A 13,058-nucleotide genomic window follows, 5' to 3' on the forward strand; every position below is an offset into this window, starting at 1 on the left:
GGCATGGACAGCATCGCATGGATGGCCTGGACCTGGCCGACCGCGATCTTCTTCGTGCTGCTTGCCTGCACGCTGGGGGTGATGACCTGGCTCGCTATTGCCTATCCCGAGGCCGAGCGCGTCGGGGCGCTGCGCATTCCAACGACGCGTGGCGATCGCCTGTTCATTTCACTGGTGCTCGCTGCGGTGATCCATCTGGTGTGGATCGGCGTCGTCGGCACCGACCCGATCGCGACGCTGCCGATCGGGGAGGGCGTTGATATTACGAGCCTGTGGCTCGCTACACTGATTTCGCTTGTTTCAGCCGTGGCGATCTTTCGCACCGTCTGAAGCAGGCGAGAAGAGCAGATCCGGGGTCTACCCGGGCCTGGGGTACTTAGTTTGTCGCTGCAACCGGAGGAATCAACATGCGACACGTGAGAAGGACCAAGGATAGTCTTCTGACGATGACCAGCGCGGTCGCGCTGATCGCGGCATCGGTGACTATCGCCGCGCCCGCTCGCGCGGACGAAGCTGCCGCGAAGAAGTGGATCGACAGCGAATTCCAGCCGTCGACCCTCTCGAAGGAAGACCAGATGAAGGAGATGGAGTGGTTCATCAAGGCCGCCCAACCCTTCAAGGGCATGGAGATCCACGTCGTCTCCGAAACCCTGACCGTGCACCAATATGAATCCGAGAAGCTTGCAAAAGCATTCGAGGAGATCACCGGCATCAAGGTCAAGCACGACATCATCCAGGAAGGTGACGTCGTCGAGAAAATCCAGACCCAGATGCAGTCCGGCAAGAACGTCTATGACGGCTGGATCAACGACTCCGACTTCATCGGCACCCACTTCCGCTACGGTCAGGCGGTCGACCTCACGGACTGGATGAAGGGCGAAGGCAAGGACGTCACCGACCCGTTGCTCGACGTCGACGACTTTATCGGCAAGTCGTTCACGACGGCGCCGAACGGTCACCTCTATCAACTGCCCGACCAGCAATTCGCGAACCTCTATTGGTTCCGCTACGACTGGTTCACCAATCCGGAATACAAGGCCAAGTTCAAGGCCAAGTATGGCTACGATCTCGGCGTGCCCGTGAACTGGTCGGCCTATGAAGATATCGCCGACTTCTTCACCAACGACGTCAAGGAGATCAACGGCGTCAAGGTCTACGGCCATATGGACTATGGCAAGAAGGATCCCTCGCTTGGCTGGCGTTTCACCGACGCCTGGCTGTCGATGGCCGGCAACGGCGACAAGGGCCTCCCGAACGGCCTGCCGGTCGACGAATGGGGCATCCGCATGGAAGGCTGCCGTCCGGTCGGCTCGTCGGTCGAGCGCGGCGGTGACGTCAACGGCCCGGCTGCGGTCTATTCGATCGTCAAGTATCTCGACTGGATGAAGAAGTATGCTCCGCCGCAGGCGCAAGGCATGACCTTCTCCGAGTCGGGCCCGGTGCCCTCGCAGGGCAACATCGCGCAGCAGATCTTCTGGTACACCGCCTTCACCGCCGACATGGTGAAGCCGGGCCTGGCGGTGATGAACGCGGACGGTACGCCGAAGTGGCGTATGGCCCCGTCGCCGCACGGCGCATACTGGAAGGACGGCATGAAGCTCGGCTACCAGGACGTCGGCTCCGCCACGCTTCTGAAGTCGACCCCGGTCGATCGCCGCAAGGCGGCTTGGCTCTATCTCCAGTTCATCGTCTCCAAGACGGTCAGCTTGAAGAAGAGCCATGTCGGTCTCACCTTCATTCGCGAATCCGACATCTGGGACAAGTCGTTCACCGAGCGTGCGCCGAAGCTCGGCGGCCTGATCGAGTTCTACCGCTCGCCCGCGCGCGTGCAGTGGACCCCGACCGGCAACAACGTGCCCGACTATCCGAAGCTGGCCCAGCTCTGGTGGCAGAACATCGGCGATGCGTCGTCCGGTGCGAAGACGCCGCAGCAGGCGATGGATGCGCTCGCGGCAGCCCAGGACTCGGTGATGGAGCGTCTGGAGAAGTCGGGCGTGCAGGGCGCCTGCGGTCCGAAGCTCAACCCGAAGAAGACGGCTGAGTACTGGTACGACAAGTCCGCGAAGGACGGCAACATCGCGCCGCAGCGCAAGCTCGCCAACGAGAAGCCGAAGGGCGAGACCGTCGACTACGACACCCTGATCAAGTCGTGGCCGGCTTCGCCGCCGAAGCGTGCCTCGGCGAACTAAGCCGCAACACCGTCACGTGGCCGGGCCTTCCGGCCACAACGCGACAAGGCCGGGAGCGATCCCGGCCTTTTTGCTTTGCGTGCAGGATTGCCGTATCGATGCTTAGGACCTGAATTCACGGCCGCAGTTCGGCCAGGGAGTCCGCCATGCGCATGACGTTCCGTTGCGATCCGAGGCTCGTCGATCATCTGGTGCGGCCGTTTGCGGCGCGTAGCGCGTTGCCCGACTGGTTGCGCGCGATGCCGGCGAAAGCGCATTCCGATATCCACGGCCGCGAGATCCGCACCGTCAAGCAATGTCCGCCCTTCGTCGATGCGATGGCCTACGGGGTGATGATTCCGCTGCCTTGCGACGTGAGGGTCGAGCGCGGCGCGTTTGCCTGGGACTGGGACATTCCGGAGCCCGCGACCGAGGGCCATCCACGCGCGCCGCTCAGCTTCCATCCCGTGGCGCAGTTCGCCGGCGCGCCGTTGGCCAATGGGCAGGCCGCGCTCAAGTTCAACAGCTTCTGGACCATCGAGGTCGCGCCGGGCTGGTCGCTGTTTGCGACCCATCCCGTCAATCGCGACGACTTGCCGTTCCGCCTGATCTCCGGGCTGGTCGATGCCGACCGGTTTCACGACGGCGGCATCAATTTCCCGGCAGTCTGGACGCAGCCGGATTTTGCCGGCGTGCTGCCGAAGGGGACGCCGGTCGCGCAATGCTTTGCGGTACCGCGCGAGGCGCCCGAACTGGTGTTCGAAGCGTTCGACGCAGCACAACAGCAGGCCTATTCGAAGGTGGTGAGCGAGGTGCTGGCGGCGCCCAACGTCTATCGCAAGCATTTCCGCGCCAAGCGTGGGCGTCTAACGACGTAGTGCGCGCGATCAGTTTTGATTGAACGACTCGCGGCGGTTCACCTCTCCCAAGGGAGAGGTGACTTCCGACGCTCTTTCAGCTCGACCCAGCTTCACCATGCTCCAGCGCGCTGCGCAGCGCGCTCTCGTCGAGCCACAGGCGGCCGTGTGACGCCGAGGTCAGGGCCATCGCGATCGACCCGAACAGGTGCGGGCGCAGGCCGTAGGCGCGTGCGAAAGCGCGCAGTGCGGCGTCGGGATTGCCGCCGTCTTGCAGCGCGATGCCGAGATTGAGCGCGGCCTCGGCATAATCGGGCTTGAGCTCGAGCGCCTTGCGGTAGGCGCGCGCGGCGCCGTCGTGATCGCGCAGGTCCTGCCGTGCCACGCCGAGATCGAACCATACGGACGCCGGCGCTGCGCTCGCAGTGGCGCGCTCGAGCAGGTCTACGGCCCGCGCAAGGTCGCCGTCCTCCCAGGCCAACCGGCCGAGCCGCGCGGTCGCTTCCTGATGCTGCGGGATAACCTTGAGGATCGCCTCCCAGGCTTCGCGCGCCTGTGCCTTCCGGCCGGCCAGTTCGAGCGTGCGCGCTTTTTCGACGAAGGCATCGCGCTGCTTGAGCGTGATCGCGCGGTCGAGATGCGTCAGCGCCGCGTCGAATTCGCCGTCGGCGCGCGCGAGGCGAGCCGCCAGCAGGCGCGCAGCCGCGTTGTCGGGGCGCCGCGCGAGGCTCGCCTCGATATGCCTGCGCGCCGGCGCGATCTCGCCTTTGGCAAAGCGCACCGCGGCCGAGAGATGATTCAGCATCGGCTCGCCGGGCTCGCGCGCGAGGCCACGTTCGCAGAGTGAAATCGCCTCGTCGTGCCGGCCAGCATTGAAGGCCGCGGTCGCGCGGCGAACGATATCCTCAGCAGTTTCCGTCATCCCTGCATTAGAGCAAAGCGGGCTCGGCACAGCAATTCGACGCGCGACATCGATGGGCGCGGCTTCAGCACGCTGGATTGTGTCGACGACAAGCAGCCGAACAATCCTGCCAACCACGGCATCGACGTGCCGGCCAAGCCGCGACCGGTCGCCCCACTGGCAGGCACCGGCTTGACTCAGCCTGACCGCAAACTCATAGTCAGCATAATGCGATTGAAATAATCGTATATCGATTAATTTGGGCCGACCATTGGCCCATCGAGAGGCTCTTGGATGGCACTGATCGAGGCGTTCAAGCGATTGCTGGGCGATGCGGCGGTCCTGACGCAGGAGGAAGATCTCGCGGGATTGATCGAGGACTGGCGCGGCCGCTATCGGGCGCCCGCGCTTTGCGCCGTGCTGCCGGCAAACACCCAACAGGTTGCCGCCGTCGTGCGCCTCTGCGCCGAACACGGCGTGCCCGTCCTGCCGCAGGGCGGCAACACCAGCCTGTGCGGCGGCGCTGTTCCGTCTGCGCAAGGCAAGCCGCCGGTCATCGTCGCGCTGACCCGCATGCGCCGGATCAGGTCGATCGATCCGGTGAACAACACGATGGAAGTCGATGCCGGCTGCGTGCTTGCTGCGATCCAGGAAGCTGCCGCTGCGGCGGGCAGGCTCTATCCGGTCAGCCTCGGCGCGGAGGGCTCCTGCCAGATCGGCGGAAACATCGGCACCAATGCCGGCGGCACAGGCGTGCTGCGTTACGGCAACACGCGGGACAACGTGCTCGGCCTCGAGGTCGTGCTGCCCGACGGCTCGATCTGGGACGGCCTCTACGCCCTGCGCAAGAACAATACGGGCTACGACCTCAAGCATCTCTTCATCGGCTCCGAAGGCACGCTCGGCATCGTCACCGGCGCGGTGCTGAAACTGCATCCACTGCCGACCGCGGAGGCGGTGGCGTGGCTCGCGGTCGACGATCCGCAACGCGCGCTCGAGGTGCTTGGCCTGTTCCAGGCGACTTGCAGCTCACGCCTGTCGGCGTTCGAGCTGATGAATTCCGATCAGGTCCGGCTGGTGCTTGAGCAGGTGCCGGGGCGCCGTTGCCCGGTGGCGCGGATCGAGGGCTGGCATGTCCTGGTCGAACTGTCTGATACCGGCGAGGCGCAGGAGCTTGCTGCCACGATGCAGGCAGTGCTGGAGCGCGCGCTCGAGTCCGGATTGATCAGCGATGCCGTGGTGGCGTCGAGCGAGGCGCAGCGCAAGGCGATGTGGCTGGTCCGTCACAGCGTTTCGGAAGCCAACAAGAAGGCCGGCGTTGGCCTCACCTCGGATACGGCGGTGCCGGTCTCCGCGGTGCCCGCCTTCATCGAACAGGCAACGGCCGCCGTGCGCGCCATCGTGCCTGAGCTGCCGATGGTGGTGGTCGGCCACATGGGCGACGGCAACGTCCATTTCATTCCGTTCTTCAGTTTCGATGCGTGGAATGCGGTCGCGGATCGCGACGGTCTTGCGGAACGGATTCGCCAGGCCATCAACGACGTCGCCACTTCGCTGCGCGGCACGTTCAGCGCCGAGCACGGCATCGGGCGCACGCTGACGGGTGAAATGTCGCGCTACAAGCCGCCGGTCGAACTCGCCTTGATGCGGGCAGTGAAGCAGGCCTTCGATCCGCTGGGCCTCTTCAATCCCGGCCGCGTGCTGCCACAGGCGGCCACGCCATCCGCTTCGTCATCACATGCAATCAACAGCCAAAGGGAGACCTGATACGTGAGCAAATCTCCGAACACCGGCATTTCTCGTCGCAGCCTGCTGCTCGCCACCGGCGCCGCCGCGCTGGCGACACCCGCGATCTGGTCTCCGTCCCGCGCGGCCGGCAAGCGCATCATCGTGCGCGACGACGGCGGCATCTACACCAAGGCGTTCGGTGCGGTGTTCTACCGGCCGTTCATGCAGGCGACCGGCATCGAGGTCGTCGGCGTCCAGGCCACCGCCGAGCCGGTCGCGCAGATCAAGACCATGGTCGACACCAAGAACTACACCTGGGACATGGCCAAGATCAGTTGGCCCGCGATCCTGCTGCTGACGAGCGGCAAGACGTCCTATCTTGAAAAGCACGGCCTGGAATCGGAGCCGGTCATCAAGACCATTCCGGCCGAGTACATGTCGCCCTACGGCGTCGGCACCAATGTCTACACCACGGTGCTGGCCTATCGAACGGACGCGTTCAAGGGCCGCAAGGCGCCGCAATCCTGGGCCGACTTCTGGAACGTGAACGAGTTTCCGGGCCGCCGCTCCGTGCGCAAGCACCCGTTCGACACTGTCGAGGAAGCACTGATGGGGGCGGGCGTGCCGACCGCGCAGGTCTATCCGTGCGATCTCGACAAGGCGTTTGCGTCGCTCGACAAGATCAAGTCGGCCGTTGCGGTGTGGTGGACCACCGGCGCGCAGGTCGAGCAGATGCTGACCTCCGGCGAGATCGACATGATCCCGACCTGGGTGTCGCGCGCCCAGGCCGCGCAGGCGGCGGGCGCACCGGTCGAGATCGTCTGGAATCAGGGCATCTGGGGCGCCGACAACTGGTCGATCCTCGCCGGCACGCCGAATGCGGATGCATGCCGCGAGTTCATCAAGTTCGCGTCCGACCCGAAGCGGATGGCTGCGCTCACGGAGTTCTTCCCGGCCGGCCTCACGCAGCCGGAGGCGTTCAACTACGTCAAGCCGGAGATTGCCAAGAACTGCCCGACCTATCCGGACAACATCAAGGCCGGCCTGAAGATCGATCCGAAATTCTGGCTCGACAACCAGGCCGCCGTGATCGAGCGCTTCAACAGTTGGATCCTGGCGTAACCGGATCGCACGATCGGAGCAGGCATGGCCTCATCGAGCCTACGCATCTCAAACCTGTGCAAGCGCTACGGCGATTTCGTCGCCCTGGCGCCGACCACCCTCGAGGTCGCCAAGGGCGAATTCCTCACCCTTCTCGGCCCATCCGGGTCGGGCAAGACGACGCTGCTGAGCCTGATCGCGGGGCTTGCCCATCCGGACGAAGGGCAGATCCTGGTCGATGATCTGGATGTCACGCGCAGTCCCGCCTATGAGCGCGACATCGGCGTCGTGTTCCAGAACTACGCGCTGTTTCCGCACATGACCGTCGCGGAGAACATCGCGTTTCCGCTGAAGATGCGAAAGGTGGCCGATGGTGAAGCGCGCAAGCTCACGGCCGAGGCGCTCGAAACGGTGCGGCTGCCGCACGTCGCAAAGCGCTATCCGCGCGAGCTCTCCGGCGGCCAGCAGCAGCGCATCGCGCTGGCGCGCTGCATCGTGTATCGGCCCGCGATCATCCTGATGGACGAGCCGCTCGGCGCGCTCGACAAGAAGCTGCGCGACCAGATGCAGCTCGAGATCAAGCGCATCCATCGCGAGCTCGGCACCACCATCATCTACGTGACCCACGATCAGGAGGAGGCGATGACCATGTCGGATCGCATCTGCCTGATGAATGCCGGTGCGATCGAGCAACTCGGCACGCCGGAAGATCTCTACTTCCGTCCCCGCTCGGTCTTCGTCGCAGACTTCCTCGGCGAGTCCAACCTGCTCAGCGCCACGGTGCGGGAGGTCGATGCGGACGGGCTCGATATCGTCCTGGCCGACCCGCCGGCGCGGCTCCGCGCCGTCGGCAACGGCAGCGCGTTTGCCGCGGGCGAACCGATCAAGGTGATGGTGCGGCCGCAGAACCTGATGGTCGAGGACGCTGCGGCCGGAAGCGGCAAGCTGACCGGCCGCCTGACCGATGTCATGATCAGCGGCAGCCTGACCCGGCTCTATATCGAGCCGGAGGCGCCAGGCGTGGCGCAACTGGTTGCCGCCTATCCCACCCGGAGCAGCGCTGCGCCATACGAGATCGGACAGTTGCTGTCGCTCGGCTGGAATCCCGCCGATGCCGTCGCCATCCGCGACGGCAGGGCAAGCTAGGGTGAGGGCGGTGGCGAAGTTGCGCACCCTGCAAAGAGCCCAGGTCTGGACCTGGGCCGCGATGGGCGGGCCGCTGGCGTTGCTGCTCGTGCTGTTCCTGGTCTATCCGGTCGGCCAGTTGCTGCTGCTCAGCGTGCACAACGACGCCGGCTTCACGCTTGCGCCGTATCGCCAGCTATTTGCGTCGGCGGTCTATGTCGACGTTCTCCTCATCACCCTGAAGATATCGCTGGCAACGACGTTTGTATGCGTCGTCACCGGCTATCCGATCGCCTATCTGATCTCGGTGGTCGGCAAGGAGCGCAAGGCGACGCTGCTGTTCTGGGTGCTGCTGTCGTTCTGGACCAGCTTCCTGGTGCGCGCCTTCGCCTGGGTGGTGCTGCTGGGGCGCAACGGCGTCGTCAACAAGCTGTTGCTGTCGCTCGGCATCGTCTCGGCGCCGGTCGATCTGCTCTACAGTTTCGGCGCCGTCCTGATCGGCATGGTGAATGCGCTGTTGCCGCTCGCCGTGCTCACCATGCTCTCCGTGATGGAGAACATCGACCGCAATCTGCCGCGCGCCGCAGCGACGCTCGGCGCCGGTCCCGGCATGGCATTCTGGAAGATCTATTTTCCGCTGTCGCTGCCCGGCGTCGCCGCCGCCGGCATCATGGTGTTTGTCACCGCGATCGGCTTCTTCATCGTGCCGGCGCTGCTCGGTGGCCGCCGCGAGACCATGATCACGCAGCTCATCATCGACCAGGTCCAGCAGACCATGAACTGGGGATTCGCCGGCGCGATCTCCGTGCTGCTGCTGATCGTCGTGCTTGTTGTCTTCGCGATCTATGACCGGCTGCTCGGCCTTTCGACGATGACCGGGGCCACCACGGCGAAAAAGGGCACGCCGGCACGCCGGTCGCGCTGGTTCGAAAGCATCGGCGACGCCATCCTGACGCTGCTCGGCTCGATCTCCGACCGCGTCGTTCGTCTGCTGCCGGCGCGGCGGCGCGACCGCGGCCCCGACAGGCCCGGCTTGGGTTTGCAGGGCTTCGTCTGGATCATGTTGCTCGTCATCAGCGTGCCGACATTCCTGATGATCCCGCTGTCGTTCGGCACCGGCGGCCTCAACTGGCCGCCGCAGGGCTTCACGCTGCACTGGTACCAGGAGGTGCTGCAGTCTCCGGTGTGGACCCAGGCGGTGCTGCGCTCGCTGCTGGTCGGTCTCGGCACCGGAGCGCTCGCGATGTTGATCGGCACTCCGGCCGCGTTTCTCCTGGTGCGCAGCAATCTTCCGGGCAAGGGGGCCTGGCTCGCCTTCATCCTGTCGCCGATCGTGGTGCCGCGCATGATCATCGCCGTCGGCCTGTTCTATGTCTTCGCGCGCATCGGCCTGGTCGGTAGCGCCTTCGGCCTCATTCTCGGGCACACCGTCGTCGCCGTGCCCTACGTGGTGATGACGATGATGGCGGTGCTGCGCAACTACGACACCCGGCTCGACCATGCCGCACAGAGCCTCGGCGCACGTCCGTTCGCCACGCTGCGTTACGTCACCTTTCCGATTCTCGGCGCCGGGATGATGTCGTCGTTCCTGTTCGCGTTCGCGACCTCGTTCGACGAGCTGACCATCGCGCTGTTCGCGACCGGCGGCCTGAACGCAACCTTGCCCAAGCAATTCTGGGACGAGGTGACGCTCCAGGTCTCGCCCGTCATCGCCGCCGTCTCGACCTGCCTGTTCATCTTCATGGGCCTGCTGATCTTCGTTGCCGAACGCCTGCGCCGACGCGTGGCCGCAGGCTAGCCGCCCCGTCCTGCCAACCAGAGGTTTTCCCCATGCTCACTTCCGGCGCTCTCCGCGGTCTCTTCCCCGCCATCCCAACTCCGGTCAACGCCGATGACGCGATCGACGCGGCTGCGGTCTCGGCGCTGTTTGCCTGGCTCAACAAGCAGGGGATCGACGGCGTCGTGCCGCTCGGCGGCACCGGCGAGTATGGTGCGCTGTCGCGCCGCGAGCGCATCCGGATGGCGGGCCTGTCGGTCGCGGCCATGGTGGGCAAGGGCCCAGTGATCGCAGGCGTGCTCGACACCGGTTTCCACGACGCGCTTCAGGCCGGCCGGGAATTCGCCGCGGAGGGCGTGGACGGCGTGTTGGTTCTGACGCCATACTACACCAACCCGACTCAGGCGGGCATCCGCGACTATTTCCTGCGCTACGCCGATGCGTCGCCCGTGCCGGTGCTGATCTACGAGATTCCCTATCGCACCCGCATCGCGATCGAGCCCAGGATCCTGCATGAGCTGTCGAGGCATCCCAACATCATCGGAATGAAGGCCTGCAATCTCGACATGTATCACTTCCTGCAGGTGGTCGCCGGCATCGACCAGAACTTCACGGTGTTGAGCGGCGAGGACAGCCTGTTTCCGCTTCATCTCGCCGCCGGCGCCAAGGGCGGCATCGTGGTGACCGCGAGCCTGCTGCCGCGGGCCTGGCGGCATATCTACGAGGCGGCATCCGCCGGCCGCATTGCGGAGGCGCTCGATCTGCATCGCCGCCTGATCCCGCTGATGAACATGGCATTCGCGGAGACCAATCCGGGACCGATGAAGGCGGTGATGGATCTGGTCGGCGTCCATGCGCCGCGCGTGCTGGCGCCATTGGTGCAGCCGGCCGCGGCTCTGGTCGCCGCGTTCCGCACCGAACTCAGCCGCCAACTGGCCGAGACGGAAGGCGTGGGCTGACGATGCACGCCGCGCCGCATCTCGACTTCCAGGGAAGGATGGCAGCATGACTGACGGCAGCAGGAGTGCAGGTCGGCCCGCGCAGGCGGGAAAGGCAAAGGTCAGCAAGGGCAGCGCCGGCAAGCATACCGGCGAGAGCGCGGCGCCGCAGCGCTCATCGCTGTTCGTCGGCTCCACCGAGAAGGCGTTCCAGGTCCTGCACGCCTTCGACGGTCCGCGACGGCACATGACGCTCGCCGATATCGCGCGCGCCGCCGGCCTCGACCGCAGCGCCACGCAACGCCTGGTCTACACGCTGGAGACGCTCGGCTACATCAAGCGCGTCGAGGGTACGCGCACTTACGGCCTGACCTCCAAGGTGCTGCAGTTCTCGCACAGCTACCTTAAGGCCAACGAACTGATCGACAAGGCCTCGCCCTATCTGCTCGAGATCAGCCGCAATCTCGGCGAGACCTGCAACATGCACGAGCTCGACGGCCACGAAGTTGTGTTCGTGGCTCGCTTCCCGGGACAGCACCTGATCAACATCGACATCGTGATCGGCAGCCGGCTGCCGACCTACTTCACCGCGTCAGGCACGGCGATCCTGTCGGCGCTTCCTGAGGACGAGCGGATCGAATTGCTCAAGCGCACGCCGCTGGTGCCGCTGACGCCCTACACTGTGACCGATCCGGACCAGCTCCTGGAGCGGGTGCGCGTCGCCGCGAAGCGCGGCTATTCCGTGATCATGAACGAGACGGTGATGGGTGACATCTCGGTCGCCGCGCCGATCATCGACGAGCACGGACGGGCGGTCGCCGCGATCAATATCTCGGTGCCGACGACGCGCTGGACCCGCGAACGCGCGGAAGCCGAGCTGGTGCAGCACGTCCATGTTGCCGCGACCTCGATCTCGAAGTCAAAGTTCAATCGCTACGCGGCGTGACGCCGATGGTGCGCTAGCGCTGACAAAAGAGGCCGGGAGCGATCCCGGCTTCTTCTTTCTTACCTCGCCCCGCTTGCGGGGAGAGGTCGGATTGCGAAGCAATCCGGGTGAGGGGGACTCCCCGCATATCCGCCTCTCAAATTTGCGAAGAGAGCCTCTCACCCCAACCCTCTCCCCATCGGGGACAGGGCTATCGCATATGCCGCCTTGGCGGCTGCGCACGAACCCGGCCTCGTGGTTCGAGACGCGCCGCAAGCGGCGCTCCTCACCATGAGGGTCTACTATTGTGCCGCAAAACAAGACTTCATCCTGAGGAGCCCGCCAAAGGCGGGCGTCTCGAAGGATGGCCACAGGGCGCTTTCTCCCAAATGCGATTGCCCAGTCGTAAGAACGGGGAGAGGGGGCGCATTGTGTTACTCCGCCGCTTCCGTCGCCTTCAGCGTCGGATAGTCGGTGTAGCCCTTGGCGCCGCCGCCGTAGAAGGTGGCCTTGTCCCAATCGTTGAGCGGCGCGCCCGTCTTCAGCCGCTCGACCAGATCGGGGTTGGAGATGAACGGCTTGCCGAACGCGATCAGGTCGGCGGCGCCGGCATCCAGCACCTTGTTCGCCAAAGCGAGGTCGTAGCCGTTGTTGGCCATGTAGGCCTGCTTGAAGCGCTTGCGCAAGCTTGCGTAGTCGAACGGCGCGACGTCGCGCGGGCCGCCGGTCGCGCCCTCGATGACGTGGATGTAGGTCAGCTTCAGCGCATTGAGGTGATCGACGATGTAATCGAACAGCGGCTGCGGGTTGGAGTCGGAGACGTCGTTGGCCGGCGTCACCGGCGAGATGCGGATGCCGGTGCGATCGGCGCCGGCCTCGGCAGCCACGGCCTTCGAGACCTCGAGCATCAGCTTGGCGCGGTTCTCGATCGATCCGCCGTAGGCATCGGTGCGCTTGTTGGTGCCGTCCTTGGCGAACTGGTCGAGTAGATAGCCGTTGGCGCCGTGGATCTCGACGCCGTCGAAGCCGGCGGCCAGCGCGTTTGCGGTGCCGCGCTTGAAGTCGTCGATGATCCCGGGAATTTCCGACAATTCCAGCGCGCGCGGTTCGGAGACGTCGGCGAACGTGCCGTTGACGAAGGTCTTGGTCTTGGCCTTGAGCGCGCTCGGCGCCACCGGCGCGCCGCCGTTCGGCTGCAGTGCCACATGCGAGATGCGGCCGACATGCCAGATCTGGATGAAGATGCGGCCGCCGCGCTCATGCACGCGGTCGGTGACCTTCTTCCATCCCTCGACCTGCTCTTTCGAATAAATGCCGGGCGTGTCCTGATAGCCCTGGCCCTGCTGCGAGACCTGGCTCGCTTCTGTGATGAGAAGGCCGGCGGAGGCGCGCTGGGCGTAATAGTCCACGGCGAGCGCGCTCGGCACCATCGCGGGCGGCACCGCGCGGTTGCGCGTCAGCGGCGCCATCACCAGGCGGTTCGGCAGCGTCAGCGCGCCAAGCTTGAAGGGCTCGAAGAGTTTGGTCGGTTGGCTCAT

At 65.3% G+C, this 13,058-nt stretch carries 11 protein-coding genes; 9 read left to right on the forward strand and 2 right to left on the reverse strand.

Annotation, left to right across the window (positions count from 1 at the left end):
• Window positions 1–3: 3 nt before the first annotated feature.
• The 3 genes from P6U25_RS07670 to P6U25_RS07680 all read left to right on the forward strand — a co-directional run bounded on the left by P6U25_RS07670 (window position 4) and on the right by P6U25_RS07680 (window position 3,046).
• Window positions 4–330: a DUF2160 domain-containing protein gene (locus P6U25_RS07670; RefSeq protein ID WP_407150898.1), complete on the forward strand. Its 327-nt coding sequence runs from the start codon at window positions 4–6 to the stop codon at window positions 328–330.
• Between the two features lie 116 nt (window positions 331–446).
• The gene (locus tag P6U25_RS07675; protein WP_407152456.1) at window positions 447–2,189 is read left to right on the forward strand and encodes an ABC transporter substrate-binding protein; all 1,743 of its coding nucleotides are present in this window, start codon (window positions 447–449) and stop codon (window positions 2,187–2,189) included.
• 146 nt (window positions 2,190–2,335) lie between these two features.
• Window positions 2,336–3,046, forward strand: a complete 711-nt coding sequence (locus tag P6U25_RS07680) for a hypothetical protein (protein WP_407150899.1) — start codon at window positions 2,336–2,338, stop codon at window positions 3,044–3,046.
• 76 nt (window positions 3,047–3,122) lie between these two features.
• Here P6U25_RS07680 and P6U25_RS07685 read toward each other — a convergent pair whose 3' ends face one another.
• A complete protein-coding gene (locus P6U25_RS07685; RefSeq protein ID WP_407150900.1) occupies window positions 3,123–3,947 on the reverse strand; it encodes a tetratricopeptide repeat protein in 825 nt (274 codons plus the stop codon).
• A 273-nt stretch (window positions 3,948–4,220) separates the two neighbouring features.
• Between P6U25_RS07685 and P6U25_RS07690 the strand changes: the two genes are divergently transcribed.
• Genes P6U25_RS07690 through P6U25_RS07715 form a run of 6 tightly spaced genes read left to right on the forward strand, consistent with a single transcriptional unit; the run spans window position 4,221 to window position 11,541 of the window.
• Window positions 4,221–5,693, forward strand: coding sequence for an FAD-binding oxidoreductase (locus tag P6U25_RS07690; protein WP_407150901.1), 1,473 nt, complete (start codon window positions 4,221–4,223; stop codon window positions 5,691–5,693).
• Window positions 5,694–5,696: 3 nt separating this feature from the next.
• Window positions 5,697–6,776, forward strand: coding sequence for an ABC transporter substrate-binding protein (locus tag P6U25_RS07695; RefSeq protein ID WP_407150902.1), 1,080 nt, complete (start codon window positions 5,697–5,699; stop codon window positions 6,774–6,776).
• A gap of 24 nt (window positions 6,777–6,800) precedes the next feature.
• Complete coding sequence (locus P6U25_RS07700; RefSeq protein ID WP_407150903.1) at window positions 6,801–7,901, forward strand: ABC transporter ATP-binding protein; 1,101 nt, start codon at window positions 6,801–6,803, stop codon at window positions 7,899–7,901.
• Between the two features lie 10 nt (window positions 7,902–7,911).
• The gene (locus P6U25_RS07705) at window positions 7,912–9,678 is read left to right on the forward strand and encodes an ABC transporter permease subunit (protein WP_407150904.1); all 1,767 of its coding nucleotides are present in this window, start codon (window positions 7,912–7,914) and stop codon (window positions 9,676–9,678) included.
• 32 nt (window positions 9,679–9,710) lie between these two features.
• Window positions 9,711–10,616, forward strand: a complete 906-nt coding sequence (gene dapA / locus P6U25_RS07710; protein WP_407150905.1) for a 4-hydroxy-tetrahydrodipicolinate synthase — start codon at window positions 9,711–9,713, stop codon at window positions 10,614–10,616.
• 46 nt (window positions 10,617–10,662) lie between these two features.
• Entirely contained in the window at window positions 10,663–11,541 is an 879-nt protein-coding gene (locus P6U25_RS07715) for an IclR family transcriptional regulator (protein WP_407150906.1), read from the forward strand.
• Window positions 11,542–11,954: 413 nt separating this feature from the next.
• Here P6U25_RS07715 and P6U25_RS07720 read toward each other — a convergent pair whose 3' ends face one another.
• Window positions 11,955–13,058: an alkene reductase gene (locus P6U25_RS07720; protein WP_407150907.1), complete on the reverse strand. Its 1,104-nt coding sequence runs from the start codon at window positions 13,056–13,058 to the stop codon at window positions 11,955–11,957.

Source organism: Bradyrhizobium sp. ORS 86 (assembly GCF_045571475.1).
Classification (GTDB): Bacteria; Pseudomonadota; Alphaproteobacteria; order Rhizobiales; family Xanthobacteraceae; genus Bradyrhizobium.

Coding starts and splice junctions, on each gene's coding strand:
- P6U25_RS07700 (WP_407150903.1), top strand. CDS start 6,801: ATGGCCTCATCGAGCCTACGCATCTCAAACCTGTGCAAGCGCTACGGC.
- P6U25_RS07720 (WP_407150907.1), bottom strand. CDS start 13,058: ATGAGCCAACCGACCAAACTCTTCGAGCCCTTCAAGCTTGGCGCGCTG.
- dapA (WP_407150905.1), top strand. CDS start 9,711: ATGCTCACTTCCGGCGCTCTCCGCGGTCTCTTCCCCGCCATCCCAACT.
- P6U25_RS07675 (WP_407152456.1), top strand. CDS start 447: ATGACCAGCGCGGTCGCGCTGATCGCGGCATCGGTGACTATCGCCGCG.
- P6U25_RS07685 (WP_407150900.1), bottom strand. CDS start 3,947: ATGACGGAAACTGCTGAGGATATCGTTCGCCGCGCGACCGCGGCCTTC.
- P6U25_RS07690 (WP_407150901.1), top strand. CDS start 4,221: ATGGCACTGATCGAGGCGTTCAAGCGATTGCTGGGCGATGCGGCGGTC.
- P6U25_RS07670 (WP_407150898.1), top strand. CDS start 4: ATGGACAGCATCGCATGGATGGCCTGGACCTGGCCGACCGCGATCTTC.
- P6U25_RS07680 (WP_407150899.1), top strand. CDS start 2,336: ATGCGCATGACGTTCCGTTGCGATCCGAGGCTCGTCGATCATCTGGTG.
- P6U25_RS07715 (WP_407150906.1), top strand. CDS start 10,663: ATGACTGACGGCAGCAGGAGTGCAGGTCGGCCCGCGCAGGCGGGAAAG.